The 24,187-nt window shown below is 65.5% G+C and carries 26 protein-coding genes; 14 read left to right on the top strand and 12 right to left on the bottom strand.

Annotated features, from left to right (window positions below; genetic code table 11):
• Positions 1-165: 165 nt before the first annotated feature.
• Positions 166-1,332 carry a CAF17-like 4Fe-4S cluster assembly/insertion protein YgfZ gene (ygfZ, locus tag ABD53_RS12520; RefSeq protein ID WP_084709647.1) on the bottom strand — a complete coding sequence of 389 codons (1,167 nt, stop codon included), beginning with the start codon at positions 1,330-1,332 and terminating at the stop codon, positions 166-168.
• Here ygfZ and ABD53_RS12515 point away from each other — a divergent pair.
• From ABD53_RS12515 to ABD53_RS12505, 3 genes are all read left to right on the top strand, one after another.
• A complete protein-coding gene (locus ABD53_RS12515) occupies positions 1,316-1,981 on the top strand; it encodes an HAD family hydrolase (RefSeq protein WP_053058038.1) in 666 nt (221 codons plus the stop codon). The genes ygfZ and ABD53_RS12515 overlap by 17 nt on opposite strands.
• 128 nt (positions 1,982-2,109) lie before the next feature.
• On the top strand, positions 2,110-2,313 hold the full coding sequence (locus tag ABD53_RS12510) for a cold-shock protein (protein ID WP_047866146.1): 204 nt from the start codon (positions 2,110-2,112) through the stop codon (positions 2,311-2,313).
• Positions 2,314-2,454: 141 nt separating this feature from the next.
• Positions 2,455-3,570, top strand: a complete 1,116-nt coding sequence (locus ABD53_RS12505) for an FUSC family protein (RefSeq protein ID WP_053058037.1) — start codon at positions 2,455-2,457, stop codon at positions 3,568-3,570.
• A 190-nt stretch (positions 3,571-3,760) separates the two neighbouring features.
• On the opposite strand, the gene larC is transcribed toward ABD53_RS12505, so the two are convergent.
• Genes larC through ABD53_RS12490 form a run of 3 tightly spaced genes read right to left on the bottom strand, consistent with a single transcriptional unit; the run spans position 3,761 to position 5,776 of the window.
• Positions 3,761-4,927: a nickel pincer cofactor biosynthesis protein LarC gene (gene larC, locus ABD53_RS12500; RefSeq protein ID WP_047866145.1), complete on the bottom strand. Its 1,167-nt coding sequence runs from the start codon at positions 4,925-4,927 to the stop codon at positions 3,761-3,763.
• 40 nt (positions 4,928-4,967) lie between these two features.
• Positions 4,968-5,327 carry a DUF3618 domain-containing protein gene (locus ABD53_RS12495; RefSeq protein ID WP_047866144.1) on the bottom strand — a complete coding sequence of 120 codons (360 nt, stop codon included), beginning with the start codon at positions 5,325-5,327 and terminating at the stop codon, positions 4,968-4,970.
• The gene (locus ABD53_RS12490; RefSeq protein ID WP_160309691.1) at positions 5,327-5,776 is read right to left on the bottom strand and encodes a phage holin family protein; all 450 of its coding nucleotides are present in this window, start codon (positions 5,774-5,776) and stop codon (positions 5,327-5,329) included. The genes ABD53_RS12495 and ABD53_RS12490 overlap by 1 nt, the downstream gene beginning before the upstream one ends.
• Before the next feature lie 296 nt (positions 5,777-6,072).
• On the opposite strand from ABD53_RS12490, the gene yqeC reads away from it, so the two are divergent.
• A complete protein-coding gene (gene yqeC, locus ABD53_RS16115) occupies positions 6,073-6,831 on the top strand; it encodes a selenium cofactor biosynthesis protein YqeC (protein WP_053058036.1) in 759 nt (252 codons plus the stop codon).
• Positions 6,832-6,910: 79 nt separating this feature from the next.
• The gene (locus ABD53_RS12480) at positions 6,911-7,330 is read left to right on the top strand and encodes a GntR family transcriptional regulator (RefSeq protein WP_047866142.1); all 420 of its coding nucleotides are present in this window, start codon (positions 6,911-6,913) and stop codon (positions 7,328-7,330) included.
• A 15-nt stretch (positions 7,331-7,345) separates the two neighbouring features.
• On the opposite strand, the gene ABD53_RS12475 is transcribed toward ABD53_RS12480, so the two are convergent.
• From ABD53_RS12475 to ABD53_RS12455, 5 genes are all read right to left on the bottom strand, one after another.
• Positions 7,346-8,053, bottom strand: coding sequence for an ABC transporter ATP-binding protein (locus tag ABD53_RS12475; protein WP_047866141.1), 708 nt, complete (start codon positions 8,051-8,053; stop codon positions 7,346-7,348).
• Positions 8,046-8,840, bottom strand: coding sequence for an ABC transporter ATP-binding protein (locus tag ABD53_RS12470; RefSeq protein ID WP_047866172.1), 795 nt, complete (start codon positions 8,838-8,840; stop codon positions 8,046-8,048). Before ABD53_RS12470 ends, ABD53_RS12475 begins: the two co-directional genes overlap by 8 nt.
• A 9-nt stretch (positions 8,841-8,849) precedes the next feature.
• Positions 8,850-9,902, bottom strand: coding sequence for a branched-chain amino acid ABC transporter permease (locus tag ABD53_RS12465; RefSeq protein WP_047866140.1), 1,053 nt, complete (start codon positions 9,900-9,902; stop codon positions 8,850-8,852).
• Between the two features lies 1 nt (position 9,903).
• Entirely contained in the window at positions 9,904-10,764 is an 861-nt protein-coding gene (locus ABD53_RS12460) for a branched-chain amino acid ABC transporter permease (RefSeq protein WP_047866139.1), read from the bottom strand.
• A 106-nt stretch (positions 10,765-10,870) separates the two neighbouring features.
• Entirely contained in the window at positions 10,871-12,085 is a 1,215-nt protein-coding gene (locus ABD53_RS12455; RefSeq protein ID WP_047866138.1) for an ABC transporter substrate-binding protein, read from the bottom strand.
• Between the two features lie 415 nt (positions 12,086-12,500).
• On the opposite strand from ABD53_RS12455, the gene ABD53_RS12450 reads away from it, so the two are divergent.
• Positions 12,501-13,142 (top strand): YIP1 family protein, encoded by a 642-nt coding sequence (locus ABD53_RS12450; RefSeq protein ID WP_047866137.1) that lies wholly within the window; start codon positions 12,501-12,503, stop codon positions 13,140-13,142.
• A 69-nt stretch (positions 13,143-13,211) separates the two neighbouring features.
• Entirely contained in the window at positions 13,212-14,420 is a 1,209-nt protein-coding gene (locus ABD53_RS12445) for a M20 metallopeptidase family protein (RefSeq protein ID WP_084709638.1), read from the top strand.
• 36 nt (positions 14,421-14,456) lie between these two features.
• Here the strand turns inward: ABD53_RS12445 and ABD53_RS12440 are convergent, their stop codons facing one another.
• Both ABD53_RS12440 and ABD53_RS12435 read right to left on the bottom strand, forming a co-directional pair.
• Positions 14,457-15,089: a YIP1 family protein gene (locus ABD53_RS12440; protein WP_047866136.1), complete on the bottom strand. Its 633-nt coding sequence runs from the start codon at positions 15,087-15,089 to the stop codon at positions 14,457-14,459.
• Between the two features lie 25 nt (positions 15,090-15,114).
• Positions 15,115-15,477, bottom strand: a complete 363-nt coding sequence (locus tag ABD53_RS12435) for a phosphomannose isomerase type II C-terminal cupin domain (protein ID WP_047866170.1) — start codon at positions 15,475-15,477, stop codon at positions 15,115-15,117.
• A 216-nt stretch (positions 15,478-15,693) separates the two neighbouring features.
• On the opposite strand from ABD53_RS12435, the gene ABD53_RS12430 reads away from it, so the two are divergent.
• The 6 genes from ABD53_RS12430 to ABD53_RS12405 all read left to right on the top strand — a co-directional run bounded on the left by ABD53_RS12430 (position 15,694) and on the right by ABD53_RS12405 (position 21,533).
• Entirely contained in the window at positions 15,694-16,068 is a 375-nt protein-coding gene (locus tag ABD53_RS12430) for a 2Fe-2S iron-sulfur cluster-binding protein (protein WP_047866135.1), read from the top strand.
• A gap of 209 nt (positions 16,069-16,277) precedes the next feature.
• Entirely contained in the window at positions 16,278-16,967 is a 690-nt protein-coding gene (locus tag ABD53_RS12425) for an ATP-dependent Clp protease proteolytic subunit (protein ID WP_084709637.1), read from the top strand.
• 130 nt (positions 16,968-17,097) lie between these two features.
• Positions 17,098-17,790 (top strand): haloacid dehalogenase type II, encoded by a 693-nt coding sequence (locus ABD53_RS12420; protein ID WP_047866134.1) that lies wholly within the window; start codon positions 17,098-17,100, stop codon positions 17,788-17,790.
• Positions 17,791-18,121: 331 nt separating this feature from the next.
• Positions 18,122-19,678, top strand: a complete 1,557-nt coding sequence (locus ABD53_RS12415) for an SLC13 family permease (RefSeq protein ID WP_047866168.1) — start codon at positions 18,122-18,124, stop codon at positions 19,676-19,678.
• 169 nt (positions 19,679-19,847) lie between these two features.
• Complete coding sequence (locus ABD53_RS12410) at positions 19,848-20,672, top strand: SDR family NAD(P)-dependent oxidoreductase (RefSeq protein WP_047866133.1); 825 nt, start codon at positions 19,848-19,850, stop codon at positions 20,670-20,672.
• A 51-nt stretch (positions 20,673-20,723) separates the two neighbouring features.
• Positions 20,724-21,533, top strand: a complete 810-nt coding sequence (locus ABD53_RS12405; protein WP_047866132.1) for a DUF427 domain-containing protein — start codon at positions 20,724-20,726, stop codon at positions 21,531-21,533.
• A gap of 121 nt (positions 21,534-21,654) precedes the next feature.
• Here ABD53_RS12405 and ABD53_RS12400 read toward each other — a convergent pair whose 3' ends face one another.
• Positions 21,655-21,987, bottom strand: coding sequence for a helix-turn-helix domain-containing protein (locus ABD53_RS12400; RefSeq protein WP_047866131.1), 333 nt, complete (start codon positions 21,985-21,987; stop codon positions 21,655-21,657).
• Between the two features lie 695 nt (positions 21,988-22,682).
• Here ABD53_RS12400 and ABD53_RS12395 point away from each other — a divergent pair.
• Entirely contained in the window at positions 22,683-23,570 is an 888-nt protein-coding gene (locus ABD53_RS12395) for an HAD-IIA family hydrolase (RefSeq protein ID WP_084709635.1), read from the top strand.
• The last annotated feature ends 617 nt before the right edge of the window (positions 23,571-24,187 follow it).

Raw genomic sequence — 24,187 nt, 5'->3', positions numbered from 1 at the left:
TGTGAGGCCGGAAGCCCCTCGAAAAGGTTGTTGGGAACTAGTGCCAGCTAGCCTCGGAGAAGGGGGGCGCTTGTAACGTTTCTGCGGCTTTTTACGATTTTTGCGCCGCTGTTATTGGGATTGCTTGTCAGTAGCCGGGTGGTGGAGCATGGCATTCTGCGCGGCTCATACGGCTTCCAGGGCACGCACCGGGGCCCCGGCGGCGTCCAGGGGAGAGGCTGTGTCGGCCTTGCGGTGCAGGTAGCCGAGGGCCGCTCCGTCGCCAAGGGGGGAGAGGCTCGTCAGGAGGCCAACCTCCTTGTCTCCCTGGGTAATCCGGGTCCCGGCCTCCGGTACGCCGCCTTCTCCGAGCTGTGCGACTTCTACAGAGAGCCGGTACAGGGCGCGGTTGGGATGACCCCGATAGTGCATGCGGGCGACGGTCTCCTGGCCCGGATAACAGCCCTTCGCGAAGCTCACGGCGCGGTCGAGGATGCCGGCCTCGCCCGGGAAGTTATCCGGGGTGAGATCCACGCCGAATCGGGGCACGCCCTCCTCCACGCGCGCCGCCTCGTATGCCTGCGGTGAGGCGGCCACGGCCCCGGCGTTCCGCAAGAGTTCGCGGGCCTCACGCAGGACCGGGGCGGGCCCGATCAGGTCATAACCCGCCACGGGCCGGGCGACCCCGGCGACGAGCAGCGGCGAGTCGGAGCCGGGTGGTGTGATCTCCGCCGTCTGGTGCTCCGCGAGCTTTGGGGTTTCACCGAGCGATTGCCGCAGCGCCTCTCCGGCACCGGGGCCGTAGAGTCCGAGCGTGGACCAGGGGCTCTCCCCGGAGGCCGAGAGATCCTCCAGCTTTACGCGGGAGAACGGGGCGTAGCGGCCCAGGATCTCCGCCGCCGCCCGCGCGCCCTCGGGCTCGGTTTCGGCGAGGAGACCGTCTCCGGGGCGCTTGAGGATGCGCAGGTCCGTCTGGATGTGGCCCTTGGCGTCCAGCAGCAGCCCGTAGACGCCCAGGTTTTCCTCCGCCGGGATCTCGTTGGTCAGTATGGCCGCCAGCAGCCCTGTCGGGCCGGAAGGGTCTTTCGGCTCCTTGCCCGAGAGCCCGAGCAGCACCCTGTGTCCATGCTCCACGAGAGCGCACCCACTTTCGGAGGCGGCGTGGTCACCGATCAGGGTACTTAGGTTACTTGGGACGCTTGGGTCGTTTTCCCCGGCTGGCTCGTTCTGGAGATGTCTCATGTACGCCATTCTAGGACATGGTCTGGGCGCTGAACGGGAATACTGGATGTACTGGACGTACTGGACGGGAAACTCGAGATCGGGGGCAGAGCCGGTGGAGCAGGTAAAGATAGTGGTGTTGGACGTGGACGGTACCCTGGTGGATACGAACTATCTGCACACCGAGGCGTGGGCGCGGGCGCTGGAGGAGGTCGGACGGCGGGTGCCGCGGGTAGAGGTTCACCGCCAGATCGGCAAGGGCGCGGACAAGCTGATATCCGAGTTCGTCGGGGACGAGGCCGCCGATAAAGTCGACCGGCGTCACTCCGAGATCTACGGTGAGATGCAGCATTATGGCTATCCGCTGCCCGGTTCGGGAGAGCTTGCGCGTTCGCTGAATGACCGGGGCTACGGGGTGTGGCTGGTGACCAGCGCGAAGCCGGAGGAGCTGGACCGGCATCTCGATGCGCTCGGTATCTCCGAGAGCATCTCGGGCGTGGTCTCATCCGGCGACGCCGCCGAGGCCAAGCCCGCCCCGGACGTCTTTGAGCTCGCGCTCAAGAGAGCCGGGGTGGAGGCGGAGGAAGCGATAACCGCCGGAGATTCCGTCTGGGACATACAGGCCGCGGCCAGGGCCGGAATCGAGAGCGTGGCTGTGCTCTCCGGCGGGGCTTTTAGCAGGAGAGAGCTGGAGGACGCCGGGGCCCGGGGAGTCTACCGGGACTGCGCCGAGCTTCTGGAGACCGGGTTCCCGGAAAACGTAAGAAGGGGGACCGGGTAGTACACGGCCCAGGATATGTAGTATATTAGGGTGGAAGTTGGTAGAAGGGTCACCGTAAGAAGGAAGCCGGGCACGTTGTTGTCTCTTCTGTTATCGGTCCCAAGAACGAGAAAGGTGGGCTGAAGTACATGCCCCAGGGAACTGTGAAGTGGTTCAACGACGAGAAGGGCTACGGCTTTATCTCGCCCGACGATGGTGGCGAGGATCTCTTCGTCCACTATAGCGGCATAGAAGGCAGCGGCTTCAAGTCGCTGGATGAGGGCGCGAAGGTCTCCTACGAGGCGACCCAGGGCAAGAAGGGCATGCAGGCGGAGAACGTTAACACCGTCTAGCCCCGACTCAAACCTGAGATGTTGCTGGAGCCGGGGGTCTTCCCCGGCTCCTTTTTTGTGCCGTACGCGTCGCCGCGCCGGTCCGCGGCCGTACCCTATCCCGGCGCATTCTTATACTGCCCGTACTCCCGGAGATTTTCCTTGAGCGAGAGGCCCGTTTCCCGCAAGCTGTCCGGGTTTTTCCGGGAGGGCATCCATCGGCTCCAGAGCAATAGCTGGTCCGTCTTGCAGACGGCCGCGGCCGCCAGCTTGGCCTACTTTCTCGCCAGGGTCCTGCTGGGCCACGAAGCGCCGTTCTTCGCGCCCATCGCGGCCGTTATCTCGATAAGTATCACGCACGGACGCCGGGGGCGGCGCGTGCTCGAGGTGGCGTTCGGCGTCGCGGTCGGGCTCGCCGTGGCGGACCTCCTGGTCATCTTTATCGGGACGGGGGCGGCCCAGATCGCGGTCGTCGTGTTGCTCGCGATGACGGCCGCGCTGTTCTTCGTCGGGAGGGCGTTGGTGGTGAATCAGGCGGCGATTTCCGCGTTGCTCGTGGTCGTGTTGCAGCCGCCGGAGGTGGGGTTCTCCCCGGACCGCTTTCTCGACGCGCTCGTCGGCGGGGGAGTGGCGCTGGCGATCAGCTACGCGCTGCCCGTAAACCCGGAGCGGCTGGTCGGGCGTGCAGCGGGGCCGATATTCCGGGAGCTCGTGGATATTCTGGAGGAGATCTCGGCCGCCCTGTCCGGCGGGGACCGGGAGCGTGCAGAGCGCGCGCTCCTACGGGCCCGGAGGCTGGACGACTCGGAGGTGCAGCAGTTTGCGGAGACGATCAGCGCCGGCCAGGAGACGGCCCGGCTCTCGCCCAGCCGCCGCCGGGCTTTAAAGCACCTGGAGCTCTACGCGGTCGTGGGCTCCAGGTTGGATCTCGCCATAATAAATACGCGGGTGCTGGCCCGGGGCGCGGCGAACGCGGTGCGATCCGTGGGGAGCGTGCCCGAGCCCTTGCCCGGAGCGGTGCGCGAGCTGGCGCGGGCTGTAGCCGAGCTAGAGACGTACCTGGAGGAGTCCCACGATCCCGGAGAGGCCCGGAGCCACGCCCTGCGGGCCGCCGGGGAAGCTACCCGTCTCTTGCAGGAGCGCCACGACCTGGCGAGCAGCACCCTGGTCGGCCAGATCCGGGCCGCCGCCGTGGACCTTCTGCGTAGCACGGGCCTCGACCAGAGCGAGGCGCTCGACCTGCTCGAAGAGACCGCCGGACGAGCCTCGGAGCTGTGAGGCGGTACGTAGTAGGCCGTAGAGTGTATCCTGCGTGCCGCGCCGCACGTGGACAACCTCCGGCTTTCAGCAGAGATCTCTGGAGCTGAGTGCCGAACATCCCGGGGCGCGTAAAGGCGTAAGCTCTGCGCAAGCCGGTATACGTGCGGAGCACTGAGTAAAGTCGGTAAGTCGGTACAGGCTACTCGGGTTATTCGGCGGCGCGGAAAGCGGCGCGGGCGTCCTCGTACAAGCGGGGCAGTGGCACCCTGCTCTCCCGCGATAGCCTCTCGGCATCGGCGTACTCGGGGGCCACGGAGAAGACCTCGCCGTCCAGTTCCCCGACCTTTACCCGGCACTCGCCGTAGGGGAGCTCCACCGTAACCACCCGGCGGCTGGCGACCGAGCGCCCTACCCGCCGGTGCCGGACGCCGAGGGTGCCGGTCTCCCTCATCATGAGGCTGATCAGACGCTCCCGGTCGCCGCTCTCCGCCAGGGCGCAGAGCTTGTAAGCTCCCCGGCCCCGCTTCATGACTATGGGCTCCAGCCAGGCGTCGGGGGCTCCGGCCTCCAGCAGCCGGTCCACCGCCGAGCCCAGCAGCTCGCCGGGGACGTCGTCCACGTTCGCCTCCAGAATCTCCAGGCTGCCGGATGGGCCTTCGAGCTCTCCCACGGCTGCCCGCAGCAGGTTCGGGGCGTGGCTCAGGATTGCCGTGCCGGCCCCATAGCCTATGCTCCGGAGCGTCATTGGCGGGGGAGACTCGGTGAACTCACCGCTCGTGAGGCTCTGCATCAGGGCCGCGCCGGTGGGGGTGGTGGTCTCCCGGGGCTCCTCGGTCCAGTACACCCGGCTGCCTTTCAGGATTTCCAGCGTGGCCGGGGCCGGGACCGGCAGCGGCCCGTGCGCCGCGCTCACCGTGCCGTGGCCGAGCGGCAGCGGGCCGCAGCTAACGCTCTCTACGCCGAGAAGTTCCAGCGCGACGCAGCTGCCAACCGTATCCACTATGGAGTCCACCGCCCCGACCTCGTGGAAGGTCACCTCCTCGGGCGGGACGCCGTGGACGGCGCCTTCGGCCTCGGCCAGCCTGCGAAACGCCGCGAGCGAGCGTTCCACCACCCGCCTCGGCAGACTGGAGTTCGAGATCAGGCCCACTACGTCCTCGAGGGTGCGGTGGGAGTGCTCTCGTGGATGGGTCACGCGGACGTGCAGCGCGCGCAAGCCGCTAACGTCTGCGCGCTCGGAGGATAGCTCGAAGGGCACCCCGAGTCCCTGTAGAAGGCTGGACACCTCTTCCAGAGGGGCTCCGGCCGAGATCAGGCTTGCCAAGATCATGTCGCCCGCCGCCCCGCCGGTGGGCTGGAAGTGCAGGTGGCTCATATCCGCCTCCGCGCTGGATAGGGCCTCCCGCTCGGCCCGCCTAGCGCAGGACGCGCCACGCGAGCGTCATGAGCACCGCTAGGAGTACGGCGAGTATCACCAGGGGGCGCGGGTCGTTGCGCACCGCGTCGGTGAGCGGCGCGGTGTCGCGGTCGCGGCCGGCCTTGCGGGCGAGGGAGTACTGGAAGCCTGCGGAGTCCTTGAGGCCGCGTTGCTGCTCTCTAAGCCTGCTTGTGCCCCGTTTCAGGAGGGTCTTCGCCCGGTCACTGAGGGTCCTCTTCGCCTGATCCGCTATGACCGAGGGTTGGAGATGCTTTCTGAGATCCCTCATCTCGGGATCCAGGCGGGTCCTGATCTCGAACATCTCCCGCTCTATGTGCTCCGGTGGACGCTGTGACATTACCTGATCCGCCCCTTTATCCACTCGACGTTTTGTTGCAGTGCGTTGATCGTGCGCCGGGGCTTGGGGTCGAGGCCCCGCAGTATTACCGCCCCGACGCCCAGGAGCGCCCCGCCCACGAGGAGCAGTATGACCGTGACGATCAGCGCACCGAGCGTCAGTCCCAGCCCGAGCACCTGGCCGAAGAGGTAAACCCCGGTCAGCGACAGGAAGATCAAAAACACCAGCATGAACACGGCCCCGGCCACGAGGAGCCCGGTGGCTATACCGGCCTTCTTGCCCACCGGAGCCAGCTCCGTCTTCGCCAGCTCGACCTGCTTGCCGGCGAGCTCCTGGAGCTGCGGACGGAGGTCGTTTACTATCTCCTTGAGGCTCCTGTCGGAGGGCTCCGGACCCTCCCTGAGCTCCCGGGCGAACTCCGCCACCCGCTCATCTTGTCGCTCTGCCACTAACACTCCTCTCCGGTTAGCTGAAGATCAACTGAGATCAACTGAAGACCAAGCATCAGACCTAGTTACCCTCACAATATCCTCTATAATCGTCCGAATTACCAGCCGGAGTCTCCCCCTCCACCAAACCTCTACCGAGCCCCGCTCATTACGCTATAGTTACCCAGGTATCATAAAGTGCTTGTAGTTTAGTTGTTATTGTAGCGGGTAAGTATCTAGAATGCCCGCGCGAGGCGGGCTCTAGAGGAGCTTTTACGGGGCTTACAGGGACGCTAACCCGCTAAAGAGGAGAACTGTTGAGGCTATACGAGGCTCTCGGGATCGGACCGGGCGAGACGGTCGCCTTCGCGGGGGCCGGCGGAAAGTCCAGCGCGATAGCCGAGCTCTGCGGAGAGCTTTCCGGAGCCGGGATGAAGGCGCTGGCGGTTCCGACGACCAAGATGTTCGTCTCCGAGGCGGAGAGTATAGGCCGGCTGGTTACCGCGGAGGAGCCCGCCGAGCTCCGCAGGCTGGTCTCCGAGGCCGTGGAGGCGTTGCCTGGAGACGGCGGTTCCGTGGTCGCCGGCAGCGGCCGACTCTCGAAGGGCCGGATCTCCGGCGTAGAGCCCGGGCAGGTGCCGGGCCTTGCAGCGCTGGCGGACGTGACCTTGGTGGAGGCTGACGGCGCCCGCAGACGCTCCCTCAAGGGGACGGCGGCGCACGAGCCCGCGATACCCGAGGGTGTATCCTTGTCCGTCGCGGTGGGCGGCAGCCGGTCCCTGGGCCTTCCCCTGGACGAGGAGAGCGTACACCGCCCCGAGCTCTTCTCCGAGCTTACCGGCATCCTGCCCGGCCAGAGCATAAGCCCGCAGTCATTCGCCGTGGCGCTGGCGAAGGGCTCTCTCAAAGATACCCCGGACGGCGTCCGCCGCGCCGCCCTGCTCACCGGGGTGGAGCCGGGTCCTGGGATGTCCGGCGCCTCCGCCATAGCCCGCGAGCTCTGGCGGCTCGGCATCCAGCGGGTGGTACTCACCTCCCTGCCCGCGGAGGGCCCGGCCATGATCTGGAACGCCTGAAACCCCAGGCTATCGCACGGCGGCAAAGGGTGTTACCGTGTTCCACTGTAACCTCCATCCAACACAATAATGCAGAGTGATGCAAAGCGCGCCGAGCTACTGGGAGGTCAGGGTGGCGATCCGGATAGACGTGGACCAGCGCAGCGGAATCCCCATATATTTGCAGATAGTAGAGCAGGTAAGACACGGCGTTGAGGTCGGCAGCCTCCGGGCCGGTGAGAGGCTGCCGACTGTGCGCCAGCTCGCGGAAGAGGTCTCCGTCGCCCCGAACACGGTGGTCAAGGCCTATGGGGAGCTGCGGCGGATGGGGCTTCTCGAGAGCCGTCCCGGGGTGGGTACGGTGGTCGTCGAGGGCTCTGGCGAGGAGCAGCGCGAGCGTCAGCTAGCCGCGCTGGACGAGCGGCTACGCGCCCTGGTGCGGGATGCCGTCGGGCTCGGGCTAGACGAGGACGCCATCTGGGAGCGCTTCGACGCCGAGTTCGAGCGTCTGCGGGGGTAGCGCGGGATTGGCCCGCTACGCGCCCATGTAGGCGCGCCGGACCTCGGAGTTGTCCATTAGCTCGTCTCTCGTGCCCTCCAGGGTTACCAGCCCGTTCTCGATAACGTAGCCCTTGTGGGCGATACCGAGCGCGGCCTGGGCGTTCTGCTCGGCCAGGAGGACCGTTATGCCGCCGTGGTTGATCTCCACCACCGCTTCGAGCATCTGCTTGGTGACGAGCGGCGCTAGGCCCAGCGAGGGCTCGTCCAGGATCAGGAGCCTGGGCTCCGCCATCAGTGCCCGGCCTATCGCGACCATCTGCTGCTGGCCGCCCGAGAGCGAGCCCGCCGGGTCGTTCCGCTTGTCGTAGAGTATCGGGAACAGCTCGTACACTCGCTCAATTGAGCTCTTTACCCCCGCGCGGTCCCGGCGCCGGAGGTACGCGCCGAGCGTGAGGTTCTTTTGCACCGAGAGCTCGGGAAAGAGGTGGCGGCCCTCCGCGCTCTGGGCGATGCCGGCCTTCACCACCGCGTTCGCCGGGCGGCCGTCTATGCGCGAGCCCTGGAACGTTATCTCGCCCGAGTCCGGCTTCATGAGGCCGTTTATGGTTCGGAAGAGCGTGCTCTTGCCAGCGCCGTTCGCCCCGAGGACCACGACGAGCTCGCCTTCGGCGACCTCCAGCGAGACGCCTCGTAGAGCCAGGAACTCACCGTAGCGGACGCTGAGGTCCGAGATCTCAAGCATGCGAATCTCCCCCGGTGTCTGCGTCCTCGTCCTCCGAAGCCCCGAGATATGCTTCTATGACCCGCTCGTCGGAGGAGATCTCCTCCGGCGTACCCTCGGCTATCTTCTCGCCGTGCTCCAGGACCATGATCCTGTCCGCCAGCCCCATCACCATGCTCATCTTGTGCTCCACCAGGCACACGGTGTAGCCGTGGCCGACCATCTTGCGGATAAGCTCCCCGAGCCCCTCGGTCTCCTCGTTGTTCACCCCGGCGGCCGGCTCGTCCAGCAGCACCAGCTTCGGCTCGGTGGCCAGCGCGAGCGCGACCGAGACGCGCTTCTGCTCCTCCTGGGAGACGTTGCCCGCCGTCCTGTCCGCCAGGTGCTCGCAGCCCACGAACTCCAGAGCCTCCATCGCCCGCTCCCGGCACTGACGCTCCTCTCGCCGGGCGCGCGGGGTGCGCAGCACCGCGTCGAAGAGGTTGCTCTTGGTGCGGACCCGGTGGCCGACCATGACGTTGTCGAGCACGGTGGAGTCCTGAAAGAGGCTCGTGACCTGGAAGGTCCGGGCCATGCCGAGGCGGACCGTGCGGTGCGCCGGGAGCCCGGTTATGTCCTCGCCCGCCAGCGAGACCCGGCCCGAGGTCGGCTTGTAGAAGCCGCTTATCAGGTTGAAGAAGGTGGACTTCCCGGCCCCGTTCGGCCCGATAATGGCGGTAACGGTCCCCTCCTCGACGGAGAAGTCCACGCCGTCCACCGCCTTCAGCCCGCCGAACTCCTTGCCGAGCCCCTCGGTGCCGAGCAGCATCCGCGCCATCTAGCCGACCTCCTCTTTCTTCGGGCTCTCCGGGCTCTCCGAGGCCGGACCGGCGGCCGTCCCTTCCTCTCCCGACTCGGACGTGCCCCGGCCGGAAGAGAGCCGGGCGGCGAGACTCTGCCAGATACCGGCCAGCCCGCGCGGGAAGAAGATGATTATCAGGATCACGACCGGGCCCAGGATCACGAGCCGGTACGCCTCGAACTCCTGCAGGCTCTGGAACAGGAACGTGACGAGTATCGCGCCCACCAGCGGCCCCGACAGCGAGCCCATGCCGCCGACCAGCAGGTACATGAGCACCTCGAACGAGGACGGCACGTTTACCACCGCCGGCCCGAGGAACCCTATGTAGGTCGAGTACAGCCCGCCCGCCAGGCCCGCTATCGCGGTCGAGATGGTGAACGCTAGCTGCTTGTTACGGCCGACGTTTATGCCCATCGAGGCGGCAAGCTCCTCGCTGTTCCGGATCGCCATGAAGGTCCGGCCCAAAAGAGAGCGCGCTATGGCCGCCGAGACGTAGATCGTCAGGATCAGGAAGAACAGCACCAGATAGTAGATGGCGACCGGACCGTCGAAGCTGATGGGGCCTATAGGCTCCGGGTACGGCACCCCGATAAGCCCCCTCGGGCCGCCTGTCAAGGACTCCCAGTTATCTATCACCAGGAAGATCACGAACCCCACCCCGAGGGTGAAGATGGCAAAGTACTCGTCCCGGGTCCTCAGCGCGAAGATGCCGATGAGATACCCGAGCACGCTGGCGAGCACCACCCCGAGGAGCAGCGAGGGCCAGAACGGGAACCCGTAGTTCACCGTAAGTACCCCGACCGTGTAGGCCCCGATGCCGAAGAACCCCGCGTGGGCCAGGGTGAGCTGCCCCGTGTAGCCGAGCAACACGTTCAGCCCGTACGTCGCTATCGCCCACACGAAGGCCAGGATGACGACCCCGAGTACGTAGTCGTTCGGCGCGATCAGCGGCACTAGCAGCGCCACGACGAGCAGCGCTACGAGACCCAGCTTCTTCCAGTGGTTTCTGAAACCCGTGAGAGCCCCCAACTCAGGCTCCCTTCGAGAACAGGCCCGTGGGCCGGACGGCGAGCACGATGAGGAGGAACACGAAGCCGATTGCCTCCCCGAACGCGTTCGAGATGTAGGTGTTTGAGAACACCTCCGCCAGCGCCAGGGCGAAGCCCCCGACTATGGCCCCCGGTATGCTCCCGAGACCTCCGAGGATGATTATGGCGAACACCTTGAGGTTCAGCGCGTCGCCCATCGTCGGGGAGAGCAGGTTTATGGGCGCGACGAGACCGGCGGCCACCGCGGCCAGCGCCGCCGAGATGCCGAAGGTCATCATGGAGACCCGGTTTGCGTCTATGCCGACCAGAGAGGCCCCCGTGCGGTCCTGCTCTATGGCCTCTATCGTCTGTCCGGGCACGGTCTTTTTCAGGAACAGGAACAGCCCGACCATGACGACCACCGAGGCCGCGATTATCAAGATACGCTGTCCACCGATGCCGATGCCGAACACGTTGACGACCCCCGCGAACGGGCTCGGCATCTCCCGGAACTGGGAGCCCCACAGCACCTGCGCCCCGGACTGCAGGAAAAACAGCATCCCGACGGCGGCTATGAGGTGGTGGGTGTGGGGCGCGTTTCGCAGGGGGTGGAAGACCAGCCGCTCCATGAGAACCCCGATCACCGCCAGGACCACGGCGGCCACCCCGATTGCGGCTATGTAGGGTATCCCGTAGGAGGTCAGGGCGAAGTAGGTTACGTACGCCCCGACCATGTACAGCGCGCCGTGCGCCAGGTTCGGTATCCGCAAGACCCCGAAGACCAGCGTCAGCCCGAGCGCCGCGAGACTATACACGCTGCCGAGGGCGATCCCGTTTACCAGCTGTTGTAGAAAGAGCTCCATCTACCCCTTTTCTCCCGGAAGATGTGTAACCGTGCTAGAAGTATCCCTGGGTCGGGTGGCCCCGGCCGGCCGGCGGCTAGAGAGCCAGCCACCGGCCAGAGCCCGCCTACTGCTGTGGGATCTCCAGCGGGGTGTACTCCTCTTCCTGTATGTAGGTCGCCGTGACCGGGCCTTCGAGGTGACCGTCCTCGGTGAAGCTCGTGGGGAAGTTGGCCACCTTGTACTCATCGCTGACCTCCTCGATGGCGGGCTCTATGCTCTCCCGGATCTCCTGCGGGTCCTCGGTGGTGCCGGCGAGCTTCATCGCCTGTGCGACTATGTGCATCGCCTGATAGTTGTAGGCGACCTCGGAGACCACCGGCCTCTCGTCGGTAACCTGCTTGTTGTACTTCTCTATGAACTGGTCTATGCCCGGGCTGTCGGACTCGATTACGGGCAGGACACCGGTCGAGCCGTTGAAGTTGTCGAAGTCGGTGAAGCCCTCCATCTCGGAGAACTTTGCCTGGTCCATCACCATGAAACCGCCCTCGAAGCCCTGCTCGCGGGCCTCTTCCATGACCAGCGCGGTTGGCTGCGACGGGCCGCCGACGAACAGGACGTCCGGGTTCTCCGAGAGCGCCTGGCTGACCGGGCTCGCGTAGTCGGTGGTCGTGGTGTAGTCCACGCCGTTGTTCGAGAGGACCTCGCCGCCCTGGGACTCCCACTCGTCGGTTATGTAGTCGGTCCACTCAAGGCCGTACTCGCTCTCGGTCGGGACGAGGCCGAGCTTGCCGCCGAAGTCCTGCATGGTGGTCTCGGCGAACGGCTTCATGTAGCTGTCGAAGCGGGGCGGGATCATCATCGTCAGGTCGTTCTCCTGCTCCAGGATCGCCGGGTCGCTGCTGTAGGCCCCGATCAGGAACTCGTTGCGGCTGTCGTTGATCTCCTGCGCGGCGAAGATGCCGCCGGAATGCGGGATGAACACGACGGGCGCGCCGTTCTGCTGCACGAGCCTCTGGGCGTTGGTCGCCGCCTCGTCCGGCAAATACTGATCGTCCAGAGACTCGACCTCGAACGTAACCGGCTCGCCGTCTATCTCGATCTTGTCTTCGTTGAGGTCCTTGACGGCCATGTTTATGCCGTCCAACGCGTTCTGGCCGTACAGCGCCGCGCCCCCGGAGAGGGGCCCGCTGTAGCCGATGGTCGCCGTCTGCCCGTCGCCTCCGGAACCTCCGGAGCCGCCAGAGTCCCCGGAACCGCCCGATCCTCCGCAGGCGGTGACCGCGAATGCCATGGTCGCGGCCATGAGCAAGGCCGTTGCTAGCCTGATCTTCCTTACCATTCCCCACCCCATTCTTCGGCTCTCTTTTCGGCTATCTTGTTCAGCTTGTCCGTTCCGCCCCTGCAGGGCCGCACTCCAGCTCTTCCGCAGGCTCCGCCGGACGCCTCACGCCAATCCAGCACCGAACTTTCCCGGCTCTCTAACCTCCTCCGTGCTCCGGAAAACCCCAAAACTACAAAAGCCGCCCGCGGGCCTCGGCCCCGGTTCCCTTTCGCGGCGTTTGTTTAATGTCCAACAATAGCGAAATCGGAGGGAGCTGTCAAAACCGTTACGGCGTATGTTGTGGCGTTAGCCGGAGGTTCTCGTGTAGTTTGTCCTCAGAAAAGTGTTAGAGAAGTGTTGGAGGAGCAGTAGAAAAGCTATCCGCCCGGATTTTGTAGAGGCTCTGTAGAGGGGCGGGAGAGGGGTAGAGGACATGGACGCGAGTCAGCGCCCCGGGGGCGGCGAGCCAGGCTTCGAGCCTTCGAGGCCGTTGGAGAGTTTTGTGGAAACGGCCCGGCGGGTGGCGGTGGAGCCCGCCGCTTTCTTTCGCGGGGTAACGAACGAGGACCGGGTGTTGCCGCCGATGGTCTTCGCAATTATCTGCGGCGTCGTTTCCGCGGCGCTCGGGATAGCCGTGGAGTTTCTGGCGCCGGTTGATCTCGGGCCGTTTGGTGGGGAGGCGTTCGGCCCGCCGGAGGCGGTCTCGGGACAGTTTGGCGGGCTGGCTCTGGCCGGGATAGCGTTGGCCTTTGTCGTGCTGGCGCCGCTGTTCATAGTGCTCGGGCTTTATATAGGGTCTTTCATATATCAGATCCTGGTGCGGATAGTGGTCGGCCGGGACAACGCCGGGTACTGGGCGACGTTCAAGATCTATGCTTACACCAGCGTGGTCTCGCTGCTCTCCTGGCTCCCGGTCGTCGGATTTCTGGCGACGCTCTACGGCTACTATCTGGTCTTCGTCGCGGTGCGGGAGGCCCACGACACCACCCCGGCGCGGGCCGCCATCGTGGCCGCCATACCCCTCCTGTTCTTCGCCGCATCCCTGGCCTCAGGCTTCCTGGCCGCCGGCGCGTAAGCCGCCCCGGCGCTGCTGTAGACTCCCGGTATCAGAGATCATTAGAAGGCGCGAGCGGAGGTTCTGGTTATGGGTACGGTTGACAGGTCCGAAAAGTCCGGGAAGTTCGAGTGGATCGAGGGTGGCATCCGGGAACGCTCCGGCGAGGCGATGGTGGCCCTGCGGCGCGACATACACCGCGAGCCAGAGCTCGGGTTCGGCACGGAGAAGACCGCCCGCAAGGTGGTGGATGCCCTGGAAGGCTTGCCGCTGGAGATACAGACCGGGCTGGCCGAGAACGGGGTGGTCGCGACGCTTCGGGGGTCTGGCGATGGCCCGACCGTCGGGCTGCGGGCCGACATGGACGCGCTGCCGATCCACGAGGAGACCGGGCTGCCGTTCGCCTCGGAGACGGACGGCAGGATGCACGCCTGCGGCCACGACGGGCACACGAGCATGCTCGTCGGGGCGGCCCACGCGCTGTGCTCCGACGAGCTGCGCAGCAGGCTAAAGGGCGACGTGAAGTTCATCTTCCAGCCCGCCGAGGAAGGCTACGCCGGGGGGCGGATAATGGTCGAGGAGGGGGTGACGCGGGGGCTGGACAAGGTCTTCGCCCTCCACCTGTGGCCGGGGCTCACGTTCGGGAGCTTCTCGACGAAAGGCGGCGCGATAATGGCCGCCGCCGACGGCTTCGAGATGGAGGTGCGCGGACAAGGCGGACACGGCGCGATGCCGCATCTGACCGCCGACGCCGTGATGATGGCCTCCTACGTCGCAACGGCGCTACAGACCATCGTCTCGCGCGAGGTGGACCCCTCGGAGGCCGCGGTGCTCACGATAGGTGAGATCGGGGCCGGCAGCGCCTTCAACATCATCCCGGAGACCGCACGGCTGGCGGGCACGGTGCGCACCGTGGACCCCGCCCTGCGCGAGCGGATGCCCGACCGGATACAGGAGATCTCGCGCGGCGTCGCCAGCGGCATGCGCGGCGACGCGGAGCTGGACTACCGCTTCGCCTACCCCGTGACCCGCAACGACGAGTCAGCCGCCGACTTCGCCCTAAAGGTGGCCGGGGAGCTTTTCGGGGAGGAGAGCGCGATCGAGGCCCGGCATCCCTCGATGGCCGGGGAGGACTTCGCGTTCATGCTCGAGGAGGTGCCGGGAGCCTACGTGTGGCTCGGGGTCGGCGACGTGTCCGGCCTGCACACCCCGGCCTTCGCCTTCGACGAGGAGATACTCCCCCGCGGAGCCGCGATGCTCACCGCGCTCGCGCTGAAGTCGCTTGAGTCGGCGGGCTAGCCGCCGTGTAACTCCTCTAAACTCTTCTGACTTCCTCTAGCTCTGGGGCGGGTTCGTGAAGAGGGTCCAGAGCTCCTCCGGACCGGTGAGCATGAGGAGTATGAGCAGCAGGGCGCCGAGCGGTATCAGCACCGCGAGGGCCGCCTTCGTCCGGCTGGACCCCAGAGTCTCCGCGACGGCGACGTGGGCCACGTAGGCGGCGTAGGGCAGGGCCGCCAGGGGCGCGAACGGTATCCAGAGCACGAGGCCGATAGCCGAGACGTAGCCGAAGGCGCGGAAGGCCGGGCCGAGCCTCTCCCTGGAAGGCGCGCCGTCGAGCACGAATAGCACGAGCCCGGCGAACAGGGCGACCAGCGCCGGGCCGAGCAGCCCGGCGGCGGCCAGCGCCAACAGCGGCAGCCGCAGCAGCTCGGGACCGAAGTCCCGCAGCCAGAGAGCCTGTAGAAGGTCCCCGAGCAGCAGGTTGAGAAACAGGACCACGATGGCGAAGACCGCCGGCCGGATCAGACCGCCCTCCGGGTCCAGGTGCCGGAAGAAACGTACCGGCGAGAGCCACACCTCTCGCGCCGCCTCCACCAAGCCCTCGGGCGAGCGCCGCCCCTCTCCCTGATGCCGCGCCAGGCGCTCCAGGTCGAAGCCACCTTCCCGTCTTCCCCTGCGCCGCCTCAAGAGGCTGTGCTCTCCACTCGGAGGCTCACGGCCCGACGCGGCCGTACACGTCCTCCAGGCGGACTATGTCCTCCTCGTCGAACTCTCCGAAGGAGATCTCCAATATCCTCACCGGCTCCTCGCCGACCGTCGAGAGCCGGTGTACCGTCTGGCGCGGGATGAAAAGCTCCTCGCCCGCCTCCGGCTCCAACACGTCCTCGCCGAGCTCCACCCGGGCGCCGGGATCCAGCACGACCCACAGCTCGTCGCGGCCGTGATGGTACTGCCGGGAAAGCACGCCGCCGGGGACCACCGTTATGATCTTGACCGTGCACGGGAGGTTGTGAGTGTACTGGTCGAAGCGGCCCCACGGCTTGTCTACCTGTACCGAAGCGGGTCTACTATCCATGTCTACCTCCACTCTATGTATCCACGTATACGGGTTTATACGGGCTCTGGTCCGCCCCGAGGCCCCACGAAGCCCTACCCTCGCGGGTACTCTACAGGCTCCCATTGTACGGAACTTATGGAATCGCAAGAGCTGTACGTAACGGGCACGGTGTGGCACTCTTAGTGCTTTGTAGAGATTTGCCGGAACGATACCTGGTTACCCGGAAGGGGGATCATGCCGAAGCTGGAGATAGACGGTGTTGGAGGCGTTGGGACGATCGAGGTCGAGGATGGTAGACGGCTCGTGCTCGCCGTGGAGCAGGACGCCGGGGTGGACATCATGCACCGCTGCGGCGGCAACGCCAAGTGCACCACCTGCCGCGTCGAGTTCGTCGAGGGCGAGCCGGAGCGGATGACCCAGGCCGAGCTCGAAGCACTAGAGAAGCGCGAGGAGCTCGGCAACTTCCGGCTCTCGTGCCAGATACCCTGCGATCACGACATGAAGGTCAGGCCGCTGATGCGCGTCTCCCAGAGCGAGGCCGACAGCCCCGGAGCCGAGCCCGCCACGGAGATCACGCCAGAGCCGGAGTGGATCCAGAAGCCGGAATAGACTTTCCGCGGCCCGCGTTCGCGACCTGCGCTTACAGTCCGGATCGCGTTACGCTGCTGGCGGCATGGGGCCGCGTAAGAGCCTCCCGCGCTTGTAAGGTCGGGCTTATCGAATATAAAGGGTGCATACGGTCCCGCGAAGGGCCGCGCAACGGGTACCAAAAGCACCGAGAGCACGAAGGTACCAGAGCGCGGCAAAGGAGATTACAGATGCAGTTCGACCCTAGATACACCACGGGCCTCGGAGCCCTCGACGCACAGGGTTCGCAGAATCCGCAAGGGATAGACCTCCCGGGCGGCGTGCCGCAGGGTGTGGTGCCCTACGTTACCGAGACGACGCCGCGCGGCGAGCGGACGATGGACATCTACTCGCGGCTGTTGAACGACAGGATCATCTTCATCGGCACCCCGATAGACGACATGGTCGCGAACACGGTGATGGCCCAGCTCCTGCACCTCGAGTCCGAGGACCCGGACCAGGACATCAGCCTGTACATAAACTCGCCGGGCGGCAGCGTGTACTCGGGGCTCGCGATCTACGACACCATGCACTTCATCAAGCCAGACGTATCCACTACGGCGCTTGGCATGGCGGCCTCGATGGGTGCTTTCCTGCTCGCGGCCGGCACCAAGGGCAAGCGCAACGCCCTGCCCAACACGCGGATACTCCTGCACCAGCCGTCCGTCGGCGGCGGCCTCGGCGGCCAGGTCTCCGACGTCGAGCGTCACGCCGAAGAGCTCACGCGCACCAAGCGCCGCCTGAACGAGCTACTCGCCGAGCAGACCGGTCAGAGCTACGAGAAGATAGAGGCCGACACCGACCGGGACTACATGATCGGTCCCGAGGAGGCCGTGGAGTACGGCGTCATAGACAACGTCGTGAGCAACGCCCGGGGCTAACTAAAAGCCAACGAGACCGAACTTTAGACGCCCCCGGAGCGGGTAGAGAGGCCGCCGTAACCATCGGTAACCGCCTCGATCCCGCCGGGGGCGTTAGCCTACGTAGTCTGCGCCGGAGGATGGTGGAGCAATGCCGGAGACATCGCGAGTCTGTGTATTCGACGTAAACGAGACGCTGCTGGATCTGGCCGCGCTGGACCCGCGCTTCGAGGAGGCTTTCGGGGAAGCCCCCGGAACGGCCCTCCGAAAAGAGTGGTTCACCCAGCTACTGACTTCCTGGCTGACCGCGACCGTCACCGGCGTCTACCACGACTTCGGCACGCTCGGCCTCTCCGCCCTCGACATGGTCGCCGCCCGCCGCGACTTGGGTCTCTCAGAAGACCAGAAAAAGCACATAATAGGCGGCATCCGCGAGCTGCCGCCCCACCCGGAGGTAGAGGAGTCGCTCGCCCGCCTGCGCGACGGTGGCTTCCGGCTGGCCGCGCTCACCAACTCCACTGCCGAGGTCGCCGACGAGCAGCTCTCTAACGCCGGGCTCTCGGGCTACTTCGAGAGGATACTTTCCGCTGACGAGGTCGGCCGCCTAAAGCCCGCGCCCGAGCCCTACCGGATGGCCGCCGACCGGCTCGGGGTGGAGATGGACGGTGTCCGGCTCGTGGCCGCCCACGCCTGGGACGTGGCCGGAGCCATGCGGGCCGGGTGCGCCGCCGCCTTCGTAGCCCGGACCGGCGCGGTCCTCGACCCGCTGGCCCCAACCCCCGACGTCGTCGGCGCGGACCTCTCCGAGACCGCCGGGCGCATTTTGGAGGCCGAGAGAGGCTAGGACGTATCTAGGGCGTATCCGGTGATCGGGTAGATTCGCCCGGCCTTACGGTCCTGCTATCCGGGAGACGGATAGAGTGTGGGCCGTGTTTGACTCTACCCGATGGGCCGCATCCGTCACGTTATCCCGCGTTACTCCAAGTTATTCCTCTCGGTCTGCTGTGGCGGCTCCCCGCCGGGGAACGAGTATGTGGCCGGTGTGGCGAGTGGTTCTGGTTTCTGATTGACTACCTGGAGGGATGGTAGTGGTGGCGGCTCCCGTAGCGTAACCGCCGTAGAGGGGAGGGAACGTGTCCGAGCAGCGGAGTGATCGGGACCGCGAGCTTACCGACGTGCCGGAGATTGGCGACGCGGTCGAGGAGACGCGGGTATCCACCCGCGCCTGGATAGGCCGCTTCCTCGGGCCTGTGCTGGCAGTTCTGGCGTACCTGCTGCTGCCGACCGGCGGCGGGGATACCTCGCTGACGCAGGCCGGTGTGGCGACGGTCGCGGTCGGCATCCTGATCGCAACCTGGTGGGTCACGGAGGCGCTGCCGCTGCCGGCGACCTCGCTCTTGCCGCTGGCGCTCTTTCCGCTGCTCGGGGTGGTGGATATAGAGGATGCGGCTGCGCCGTACGCGAACGACCTAATATTCCTGTTCATGGGCGGTTTCATGCTTGCGCTGGCGATGCAGCGGTGGGGGCTGCACCGCAGGATCGCGCTGCTTACCGTCCGGGCGGTGGGGACGAACCCGGTGCGCATGATCGGGGGCTTCATGCTCGCCACGGGGTTCCTGAGCATGTGGGTCAGCAACACGGCGACCACGGTGGCGATGATCCCGATAGGCCTCAGCGTGCTGGTGCTCGTGCTCGGAGATCAGGCCTCTGAATCCGAGGGCGGAGATGGGGAGACGGAGGGCCACGAGCTAACGGGCCAGGGCGCGTCGAACTTCGCGACGTGTCTGATGCTCGCTATCGCGTACGCGGCGAGCATCGGGTCGCTCGCCACGCTCATCGGGACGCCGCCGAACCTGTTCATGGCGAGCTTCCTCGAAGAGGAGTACGACATCAGCATCGGGTTCGGCGAGTGGATGCTCGTCGGGCTGCCGCTGGCGGTGATCTTCCTGTTCATCGCCTGGGTGGTCCTGACCCGGTTCGTCTACCCGCCGGAGATGGATGAGATCTCGGGCGGAGGCCGGATTATCCAGGAGCAACTCGACGAGATGGGACCGGCTAGCCGGGGCGAGAAGGTGGTGCTCACGGTCTTCGTGCTCACGGCCTCGGCCTGGATCCTCAACTCCATCCTCCCGAGCATCTTCGCGAGCCTGGAGAGCGCGCTGTCGGGGGTAGAGGACGCCGGTATCGCAATAATCGCGGCCATCGTGCTGTTCGCGATCCCGGTGGACTGGCGTAACGGCGTGTTTGCCCTCGACTGGCGGACGGCGGCCCAGCTCCCCTGGGGCATATTGCTGCTCTTCGGCGGCGGCCTGAGCCTGGCGAACGCCGTATCCGAGACCGGGGTGGACGTGTGGATCGGCGGCCTCGTCTCCGGGCTCGGGGGGGTGCCGGTGTGGATACTCATCGGAATCATCATCGTGGTGGTCATCCTGCTGACCGAGCTTACGAGCAACACCGCCACGACGGCCACGTTCCTCCCGATACTGGCCGGAGCGGCGATCGGGCTGGACCTCGGCGTGCTGGCCTTCGCGGTCCCGGCGGCGCTTGCGGCGACCTGCGCGTTCATGATCCCGGTCGCCACCCCGCCGAACGCCATAGTCTTCGGCTCGGGCCACATAACCATCGTCCAGATGGTCCGCGCCGGGGTGATCCTGAACGTGATCGGGGCAATCCTGATCTTCGCCACCGCCTTTACCCTGGCAAACTGGATACTGGGCATCTCCTTCGGCTAAACCCCCGCCCGATCCGCGATCTCTACCCGTGAAAAGAGGCTCTGGATGACCCTGCTTCGCAGAGCCCGGAAACCTCTGATGTCACTGGATCTAGCCTTTACTTTCTTTTTTACAGTGATAATATCCGCAGGTCGGTATAGGTTTTGATTCTGATTTTGGAGGAGCCGTTTTGACTGTAGAGGTTTCTGGAAGGTCCGTGCTGTTAACGGGAGCGGGCAGCGGCATTGGACGCGCGGCGGCGGTAGAGTTCGCCCGGCGCGGGGCGCGGCTCACGTTGACCGGCCGTCGCGAGGAGCCACTCCGGGAGACCGCCGGGCTCGTCGAGGAGGCCGGCGGCGAGGCCCAGGTCGTGGCCGGTAACGTGGTGGAGCCCGGTGATCGGGAGAGGGTCGTCCGGTCCGCCGTCGAGCGTTTCGGCGGGCTTGACGTGCTCGTGAACAACGCCGGCAGCGTGCGCGCCGGGCGGCTGGAGGGCATGGAGGAGGATGAGATCCGGGCCCAGCTCGAGGTCAACCTGACCGCCCCGATCCTGCTCACCCGCGAGGCGCTGCCCGCGCTGAGGGAGAACGGCGGGGACGTTAGCGAGGCGGCCGTCGTGAACGTCTCGTCCGGCTTCGGGCTCGCGGCGATGCCGTTCTACTCCGTGTACGGGGCGACGAAGGCCGGGATCGCCCACTTCGGCGAGAGCCTGCGGCGGGAGCTGTACGGTGAGGGTGTACACGTGATGAACATCTACCCCGGCGCCACCGAGACCCCGATGATGGATACCAACGAGGCCGGCCCCGAGCTCGGCTTCCAGTACGAGAGCCCCGAGGCGGTCGCTCAGGCGCTGGTAGAGGGTCTTGAAGCCGGGGAGCTGAACGTCGTGCGCGGAGCCGAGGACCGCTCCCAGATGGCGGAATCCGGCCGTGAGGATCCGCGTCAGGCCGACGAGCAGATCGCCTCCATGAAGGACGACCTCCTGGCCGCGGTACAGGGACACCGCAGCCTTTAAAGTCTCTAGACATCTAGAATTTGGACTGAAGATACAGGAGAGGAGTTACAGATGGCGCTTACGATCGGCGAGGCCCCGTTCGGCAGGCGGGGCAGCGGCGAGTTCAACTTCGACACGAGCGTTCTGGAGGCGCACACGCTGTACTTCGAGGACTCGCCCAAGCGGGTCCGGGCGGAGTTTGGCGGCGAGACGGTGGTAGACAGCCGCCGGGCAAAGCTATTGCACGAGACCGGCTACCTGCCCGTCTACTACTTTCCCGAAGAGGATCTGAACCCGGACCTTCTGCACCCGACGGATCACACCACGCACTGCCCGTTCAAGGGCGACGCCGGGTACCGCTCTGTAGAGGCCGGGAGCCGGACGGCGGAGAACGCGGTGTGGGCCTACCCGAATGCCGAGGGTGTCTTCGCCCCGCTCGCCGGGTACGCGGCGATCTACTTCGGCGCGATGGACCACTGGTACGAGGAGGACGAGGAGATCCACGTCCACCCCCGTGACCCCTACACCCGGGTGGACGTGCTGGATTCATCCCGCCACGTCCGGGTGCTCGCGGGCGGTGAGACCGTCGCCGAGACGGATAGCCCGAAGCTCCTGTTCGAGACCGGTCTGCCGGTCCGCTACTACATTCCGCCCGAGGACGTCCGTACGGAGGCGCTCTCCGAGAGCGAGTCCAGGGCGCGTTGCCCGTACAAGGGCGAGGCCACGTATTACTCGGTAGAGACCGGAGACGTACGGGTCGAAGACGCGGGCTTCAGCTACCCCGAGCCGTTGAAAGAGGCCCGGGAGGTTGCGGACCATTTCTGCTTTCTTGGTGAGGGCGTAACGGTGGAGGTGGACGGAGAGCCCGACCCGGAGCAGTAGGCCCGCCGAGGCTTACCGGAGTAGCTTGAGGGTCTGGAGTAGCTGGGCCACCGTCAGACCTCGTCGTCCAGATACTCCAGCATCCCGCCGGCGGTCTCCTCGTCGGTAACCAGGACGTTGATCAAACCAGAGCGCGCCGCCCCGATGTTGGCGGCGGGTTTATGGGGCCGGAGCTCACGCCTATCCGGGATTTCGCCAGCGCGAGACAATGTCCCAGGGCCAGCCCAGAAACTAGCTCCTGTACCTTCGATATAGTCTTCGGTGGGAAGTGAATCCGGGTCTCGATCGTCCCCTGGTTCCTCGTTTCCTTCAGCATCCGCTGCACGTTCGAACGCGAGAGCCCTAGCTGCTCGGCGACCTCGGCCTGCGTGAGATCCTTGACGTAATAGAGCCGGGCGAACGTGTCCAGAAGAAGCTGCTCCTCCGTGGGAGTGGTGCGATGCCGCGATACCAACTTTTATCCTGACCCAACGTCAGACTCTATACGGTCGGCCAAGTACCAGCCTAACGATCAATATCCCGCAAACCTCGCGCACACCGTCGACACTCCCATAAGCCTAGCAGCATCCATGTCAGCCTCAGCCCGCACGCCAGAATCGTGTACAAGAACTGCTCACCAGAACCCTGATGCATGGCTCGAGTGTATGAACAAGAGCCCAAATCGTGCTCATTTGACAAGGATATTGTACCGGCGTAGGCTTAGGAACAGACAGGGGAAAGGTGCCTAGAGGATGGCCTCGTGAGTGTGACGCCGACTACCCGCGCAATACACTCAAGCCGCGCAAGCTACCAGGTCTGTAAGAGTGGGGAACGAAGCTGCATGTCGGCGTGCATAATGCCTCCATCGCCTTTACAGAGGCCAGCGGTAGGCCAGCGCCTGGGTTCGCGATATCCGCCTTGGTCGGGGTCTACCCGGACATCTAGACGACTGCGAACATGGTCCACACCAAGCAGACGATAGAACCCTATCAGGTTTGGAACGAGACGTACCGCTTCTACGTGGTTTGCTACATAGAGCCTCGCCCCCTCGATGCGCGAGATGTTCCTGTACGAGATCGGTCGGGGAGAGTGCGGGAGAGCCCCGGAAGCGGTGAGTCCGCGGTGAGGCCCTAGGGTGCTCGGGGAGTCCGACAGAGAGGCAGGCCTCTAATGAAAGACCGCACCGAGCCTGGTCCGGCCAAGTCCACCGGGGCTCTACGGCTCCCCGACCGGCTGTACGAGGGCTACGTCTTCGACCTGGACGGCACCATCTACCTCGGCGACGAGCTGTTGCCGGGAGCGAAGCGGATGGTCGAGAAGCTGCGTGAGCTTGGCAAGAAGGTCGTGTTCCTCTCGAACAACCCGACTAAAGACCCCGGGATGTACGCCGAGAAGCTGACAAGGCTCGGCCTGCCGACACCGGAGGGTGAGATCGTCAACACCGTCGTCACCATGACCCGGTGGCTCCTGCGGAATCACCCCGACGCAACCGTCTTTCCCATAGCAGAGGAGCCCCTCATCCGGTCGCTGCGAGATGCCGGGATCAAGCTCTCCGAAGACCCCTCGGAGATAGACGTCGTCGTCGCGAGCTACGACCGCAGCTTCGATTACCGCAAGCTCCAGATCGCCTTCGATGCCATCTGGTACCACGGGCGCGCCCGGCTCGTCACCACCAATCCCGACCGCTACTGTCCGTTCCCCGGAGGCCGGGGCGAGCCCGACGCCGCCGCGATAGTCGGGGCCATCGAAGGCTGCACCGGCGTGGAGTGCGAGGTCAACGTCGGTAAGCCGGACAAGATCATGCTCGAAACCGTCATGGACATGCTCGGGCTAGACGCCGCCGAGTGCGTGATGACCGGCGACCGGCTGTACACCGAGATCCGCATGGCCCTGGACGCCGGGATGCCCTCGGCGGCGGTGTTGACCGGAGATACCACGGTAGAGGCGATCGCCGCAGAGAGCCCGGGGAACAGGCCGGACTACGTGCTGTACAGGATAGACCGCCTGATACCGGACCAGATATGGCAGGAGTCCGGCTGGACCGACGATGACGGTTAGCCACAGTTGGTACCGGGAAGAGAGTAAGCGTAGCACCCGCAAAAGAACGGAGGCCGAAAGGTAGACGAAGAGAGGATAAACGGGGCGCTACAGGGGACCACGGGCATCGAGAGTGTCTTTATAAGCCTGGGAGTCCAGGTCTCGGCCGGTGAGAAACTCAATCGGCATTTCGGCAACCGTCAGGCGATAGCCGCCGACGAGAACACTTTCTCGGTCGCCGGCGAAGAGGTCCGACGGCGTCTTGAAGAGGCCGCCGTGGTTGGAGCAAGGTCGAGTACGCGGGCTCTGGCAAGCTCGCAGAGGCCAGGGTGTACCACGATGACATTACGGAGACTTTGTGGAAGGAGAGCGTGGAGAAGTTCGAGAAGTTCGAGGGGGTTTCTAAGGGATGCTCGTGGTCATGTAGAAGAGGAGCCGAAAACTAGTAGGCCAATCGTAGTAGTCTCGTACCGTTAGTACAGGAGACTCTGGCAAGGGGCCGGCAAGAAGAGAGGAGAGAGATGGCGGAGAGGGACACGAGGAGCAGATTCCGAGGGGTGGTATTCGACGTAGACGGGGTGCTGGTGGACTCCCCCCACGAGGAGGCCTGGCGCGAAGGGCTCCGGCAGCTAATGCAG

It is taken from the genome of Rubrobacter aplysinae (genome assembly GCF_001029505.1).
GTDB classification, from domain to species: Bacteria; Actinomycetota; Rubrobacteria; order Rubrobacterales; family Rubrobacteraceae; genus Rubrobacter_A; species Rubrobacter_A aplysinae.
The sequence above is the reverse complement of the archived record's forward strand: the minus strand, read 5'-3'. Positions and strand labels throughout refer to the sequence as shown.